The sequence below is a fragment of the Methanoregula sp. genome, assembly GCF_002835825.1.
Classification (GTDB): domain Archaea; phylum Halobacteriota; class Methanomicrobia; order Methanomicrobiales; family Methanospirillaceae; genus Methanoregula.
Window position 1 is genome coordinate 1 of record NZ_PIZH01000115.1, and the last position, 5967, is coordinate 5967.

A 5967-nucleotide genomic window follows, 5' to 3' on the forward strand; every position below is an offset into this window, starting at 1 on the left:
GCCCAATAGTATCCCATCTGCTCTGCAAGATCTTTTCCTTCGCCTCTCAGGTCCGGTGCCCGGCGTCCTTTCACGGTATCCAGTCTCCGTTCATTGCACAAGAAAAATTTTTCAGAAATATATTTCACTAAATGAATGAACCGGAGGCTGATACCTTTTCCGGTCCGGTTGTCCTGGTTGTATTGGCTGATCCCATGAAAAAAGCCGGACAGGAGTCGTGCGGTACTTATTTTCCGCCCGGAAAGATCCGCCACATCTCCTTTGGCACCGTGATCTCGAACCGGGCGCCGATGCCCACGTACCCGGTCTCGCGGATCGTCAAACCGGTGGTTGCAAGGATCTCCCGGGCAAGGAAAAGGCCAAAACCGGTATTCTTCCCGAATCCTTTCTCGAAGATCTTCTCCTTCTCTTCCGGAACAATCCCGACACCATCATCCTCGATGATGATCACGAGACCGTCCGGCGCCCGTTCGCACCGTATACCGATCGTTGTCACATGTTCCCCGTGACGGATTGCATTGTCAAAGAGATTGTAGAACACCCGTTCGATCATCGGGTCGGCAAATATCTCTATCTCCAGGCAGGTTTTGGAAAACGAGACCTCCGGCCTTGCGGTCTTTTCCATGATCTCCTCAAGGCGGAACCATGCGGGCGTCTTTTCGCCCAGCTCCTGGTACGCTTTGGTGAACTCGATCTGGCCGGCAATCGTGTCAGCGGCTGCCTCGATCTTCTGCATGAAATCGATGACAACCGGGTCCGTGTTGCCCAGCTCAACAAGCTGGGCGTATCCCCGCAGCACGGTCAGCTGGTTTGCGACATCATGGCGGGTGATGCTGTTCAAAAGGCTGAGTTTTTTGTTTGTCTCCTCGATTGCCTGCACCATGACCCTGCGTTCCGTGATGTCCCGGATGAATCCTTCGGAGCCGGAAATACTGCCATCCTCCTCACAGGCGAACTGGACGTTGAGGGAGGTCCAGAACGGGGTTCCGTCTTTTTTCCTGCCCTGGCCGGAAATATCCGTGATTGCCTTCTCTGTCTGAAGGCGTTTCAGGATGGTTTCCCGATCTTCTGGGGAGTAGTATAAAACGGCAACCGGCATGCCGATCATCTCCTCTGCCGAGGTATACCCGTACATCCGGACTGCAGATGGATTCACCATGGTAACGATCCCGTTCCGGTCGGTTCGGACATATGCATCCTGCATGCTCTCCAGGATATGGCGGAATTTCTCTTCGCTCTCCTCCCGTGCCCGCTCGGCGTTTTTCCGGTCGGAAATATTCCAGACAAAGACCAGGGACCCGTCTTTCCCCATGTACCGGAAGGGGACTGCGGTGACCTCGACATCGATCCCGGTTCCGTCCATCCTGAGGTACACCTCCTCAAGAGGTGATGCCGCGACCCGATCAGCATAGAGCCCATGGACCCGGTTTTTGATCACCTCGTGGAACCGTGGATGGATCCGGTCAAGGAATGGTGTTCCGACCAGCTGGTTGCCGGACGAAGCACCAAAAAGCCTGAGTGCCGCCGGGTTGAGGTACTGGAATTTCCACTCGGCCCCGATGTAAATCGCTTCCGGGGCACCCTCGATCACGCGCCGGAAGGTCTCCTCGCTCTCTTTCAACGCAGCTTCTGCAAACTTTCGCTCCGTGATATCGGTCATGAGGCTGAGTGTTGCCGGCTTTCCCTGCCAGGATATTCCCGTTGTCGAATTGGAAACCCACACCGGCCTGCCCCCGGTGCCGATAATCCGGAAATCATAGGTCTCCGGCACAGGCTCACCGGCAATCCGTGTCCCGTGGATGGTCTTCAGCTGCCCGCGGTCATCGGGCCAGATATAGTCTATGAAGGGCTGGCCTTCGAGATCCTGTGTTGTTTTGCCCAGGAGATGAGCCCCCCGTTTATTGACAAAAACGATCTTCCAGTTCTGCACAATGGCGATGGCCTCGTTGGCGTTTTCCACGAGCGAGCGGTACTTCTCCTCGCTTTCGCGAAGTGAATCTTCCGAGTTTTTCCGGTCCGTAATATCCCGGTCCGCCCCCCGGAACCCGGTGAGTGCCCCGTCACTGGCAAGGACTGGAATGCTGTTACTTTCCAGGTAACTCCAGGAACCGCTCTTATGCCGCCACCGTAGAATCACATTCCGCCATCCCTGTTTTGAGCGTATTGATGACGCAAGCCGTTCCTGTAGTATATCCCTGTCGTCAGGATGGACCAGGTCATTGATGTCGGCGGTCAGGATCTCCTCGGGCAGATATCCTATAATCCGCTCAATTGCCGGATTCGAGAACGTATGATGTCCTGCAAGATCTATCTCCCAGATCCATTCGCTGGTAGTTTCCACAATGTTGCGGAACTTCTCCTCGCTCTCCCGGAGCGCCTCCTGGCTCCGCTTATACTCGGTGATATCCTCGTACGTGCCGAGCACCCCGATCACGTTCCCTTCCTTGTCGCGGAGCGGGACCTTGCTTGTGCGGAGCCATGCCCTGCTGCCGTCAGGCCTGGCCTGGGGCTCTTCATAGTTGATCCTTCCCTCTCCGGTCGCCATCACCCGCCGGTCGTCGGCCCGGTAGAGTTCCGCGGTTTCCCGGAAGGAATTATCGTAATCGGTCTTCCCGATAATTTCGGATGGATCGGAGAGACCGGCATCCTCCGCAAGCGATTTGTTGCAGCCAAGGAATACCGAGTTTTTGTCTTTCCAGAAAACGCGCTGGGGGATGGTATCAAGGATGGTCTGGAGCATCTGCCGGGAGTCAAAGAGAGCCTCCTCGGCCTTCTTGCGTTTGGTAATGTCCCGCATGAGGACCATGATCGAAGGGAGGCCCTGGAAATTGACCGGCTTTGCCGCGATCTCAACCGTCAGCACCTCACCGTCGAGAGCCACGACATGCTGTTCCTGCCGGGGAATTCCAACGCCATCTGCAGCCATTTTCCCGACAGCATCAAGAGTCCTTGCTTTGTGCTCGGGACTGACAAATGCGAGGATGTCTTTCCCGACGATATCCTCCGGGCCGTTTGCTTTCACCATACGGACAGCTTCCGGATTAGCGTACACGTTCTTCCCGTCGCGGTGAACGACAATGGCAACCGGGGCAAGTTCAATCAGCGACCGGTAGTTTTCTTCGCTCTCCCTGAGTGCGTCCTCAGCCTTCTTCTGGAGGGATATGTCCCGGAACGTCACGTACGTTGCCGGCCTTCCCTGCCACATGCACGGGGTTGTCGCAACATCGACCTGCATAATGCTGCCATCAGCCCGCAGGAATCGTTCGTGAATGAGTTCCAGGGATTTTTCCGGAGAAACGCGGATCCGTTCTGCAATCAGCGCACGGTCATCAGGATGGATAATCTCAATAGCCGGTTTTCCGATGAGACCCGCTGGGTCGGACATCCCCATCATCCTGACCCCGGTCTGGTTGACAAAGATGAGCTTCCCGTCCTGGTGGATAGCGATCCCGTCGAACGATGAGTCAACGAGGGTCCGGTACCGTTCCTCGCTCTCGACAAGAGTCTGCTCGGTGCGTTTCCGCCCGGTAATGTCCCGGACAAACGCGAAACTGTACTCGCGGTCGCCCTTGTTCACATAGACCGCAACGATCTCGACATCGATCAGGGTACCGTCCTTTCTCTGGTGCCGGGTCTGGATGAACTGGGTTTTTTTCTCCCGAAGCTGCGCGACCGATGCCCCCCATACCTCCTTGGGGAAGTCCGGGTCCAGCTCAAAGAGTTTCATGGAGCAGAGTTCTTCGCGCGAGTAGCCGGTAGTCCGGCAGGCCGCGTCGTTGACATACAGGATCGAACCTTCGAAATTTATCCAGAAGACTTCATCTGATGACCGGTCGACAGAGATCTTCAGGAGCTCCAGTTCCTCCTCTGTCCTTTTGCGGTCGGAGATGTCGCGGATCGATGCAAGGACCGACTGCGCTCCATCAAGCTCGAACCGTGAGAGCAGGACATCTGAAGAAAAGAGACGCCCATCCCTGTTTTTATGGACCCACTCGAAGTGGTCGCTTCCCTCCTGCAGGGCTTTCTGCAGGTGTACCCCCCCGGAATACACCGAGTCCTGTCCATCGGGCTAGACCGGAGGGAAGATGTCTTTTGGCACAAGCGAGAGGAACTCTTCTTTGGACGCGTACCCGAAGAGTTCGAGTGCCCGCTGGTTGCAGTCCGTGAACCTTCGTTCGGTATAGATGATCAGCGCCTCATGGATTTTCTCGAACAGGGTCCGGAATTTTTCCTCACTTTCGCGGATCCGTTTCTCGCTAAGGGCCAGCTCTTCGTACTGCCCCCTCAGTTCCTCCTCAGATGCCGTGAGCTGCTCGTACGACAACCTGAGTTCCTGGTTCTTCCGGTTGATCTCCTCTTCAGCCCTGATACGATCGGTGATATCGCGCCCATGGAAGAGGAGCCCCCGGATCCCCCTCACGTCCGGCAGGTACGTGATGGTTCCCTCGATAAAGACCGTTCCCCCCTGCACATCCCGTACCCGGAATGGCGGCACCGGCACCGGCTCAACAGGCTTTCCCAAAGCAGTCCTCCCGCTCGCAAGGAGAATCTCCTCGTCCTCGCCTATGATCCCAAAAAAGGAACTTACCCCGGTATAGTTCTTCCCCAGCAGGGTATTCGCATTTTGCCCGGTGATCCGCTGGATTGACGGGCTGATGTACTGGTAATTCCCGTTGATATCTGAGATCGTTGTAAGGTCCGGGACGTTTTCCGTGAATGCCCGGAATTTCTCTTCCGAGATTTTGAGAGCCTCCTGCTTGACGGTCAGTTCGTCCAGCTGCTGGCGAAGCTCCTCTTCGTTTGCTGCGATCTGCTCGTAGGAAGCATTGAGTTCGTCGCTCTTCTTTTGCAGTTCCCGCTCAGCACGTTTCCGCCGGACGGCATACCGGACCTTGTTCGCGAGTTCGGCAAACTGCGCTTTGGGGTCGCCGCCTTTCTGGATGTAAAAGTCTGCCCCGTTGTTGAGAGCTTCGATAACGACTTCTTCGCGCCCCCTGCCGGTGAAGAGGATGAACGGGAGATCAAATGACCGTTTCCGGATCTCTTTTAAAAAGGCAATCCCGTCCATGCCCGGCATCTGGTAATCAGAGAGGATGGCATCGAACGAAAGGATCTCCGGGTTGGCCAGTATCTCTTCTGCAGAGGTCGAGGTCCGTACCCGGAACTCTGCTGTCTGTTCCAGAAAGATCTGCGCAAGTTCCAGAAGATCCGGCTCATCGTCGACGTAGAGGATTGAGATCATGTGAGCAGGCACCGGTCTGTTGGTAATCTAGAGAAGAATATTATAATATAAATAAGGTCGCGTCCGCACGACATATTTGAACGGCGCAGGAACTTCTCCCGCTGGAAGGAATGCCCGGGGAACGAACTATGACATCCGGCATCCCCTGCTATGAAGAAGTGGCCGGTATGCGGGACGAGGGTACCCTGCAGCGATGATTACTGTTATTCCCGCGAGTGGATGTTCGAGGACCAGGAACCTTGGGGAACAGCCCTCCCTTGCATCGACATCTCGAAGGAGGAGTGGAGAACACCATGGGTGGCATCAATGCTGTCAGCAGCCGGAATGTACTGTGGTATCCTTAATGATATCGGGACGCCGGTCTCCTCCCCCGCGTAAGCGCCCGAGCCGGTCTTGCATTCATCCCGCATCCGTTCCCTGGACCCGGGTCCGGTATGCCCCTCCCGGCACAGTGATCTCGAACAGTGCGCCCTTCCCCGGCTCGCCGGTCTCCCGGATCAGGATATTTGTTAAGGAGAGGATCTCCCGTGCAAGGAACATCCCAAGGCCGGTGTTTTTTCCAAAGCCGCGCCGGAAAATATGCTCCTTGTCCTCCGCGTTGATACCCGCCCCGTTGTCTTCCCAGATGATCACGAGGTCATCTCCTGACGGGCGGGTGGTGACATGGATTTCCGTGACATGCTCCCCGTGGCGGATGGAATTGTCGATTAAGTTGAAGAAGACCT

The 5967-nt window shown here is 55.9% G+C and carries 3 protein-coding genes and 1 pseudogene; 1 reads left to right on the plus strand and 3 read right to left on the minus strand.

The window, feature by feature from the left end:
* Positions 1-226: 226 nt before the first annotated feature.
* Both CW742_RS05700 and CW742_RS05705 read right to left on the minus strand, forming a co-directional pair.
* Positions 227-2740, minus strand: coding sequence for a PAS domain S-box protein (locus tag CW742_RS05700; RefSeq protein ID WP_292417709.1), 2514 nt, complete (start codon positions 2738-2740; stop codon positions 227-229).
* A gap of 27 nt (positions 2741-2767) precedes the next feature.
* Positions 2768-5242, minus strand: a pseudogene (locus CW742_RS05705) (PAS domain S-box protein); the annotation flags it as partial.
* Between the two features lie 150 nt (positions 5243-5392).
* Between CW742_RS05705 and CW742_RS05710 the strand changes: the two are divergent.
* Positions 5393-5620 carry a hypothetical protein gene (locus CW742_RS05710; protein ID WP_292417703.1) on the plus strand — a complete coding sequence of 76 codons (228 nt, stop codon included), beginning with the start codon at positions 5393-5395 and terminating at the stop codon, positions 5618-5620.
* A gap of 21 nt (positions 5621-5641) precedes the next feature.
* Here CW742_RS05710 and CW742_RS05715 read toward each other — a convergent pair.
* Positions 5642-5967, minus strand: a 326-nt coding sequence (locus tag CW742_RS05715; RefSeq protein WP_292417706.1) for a HAMP domain-containing sensor histidine kinase, incomplete at its 5' end; no start/stop codon positions are given.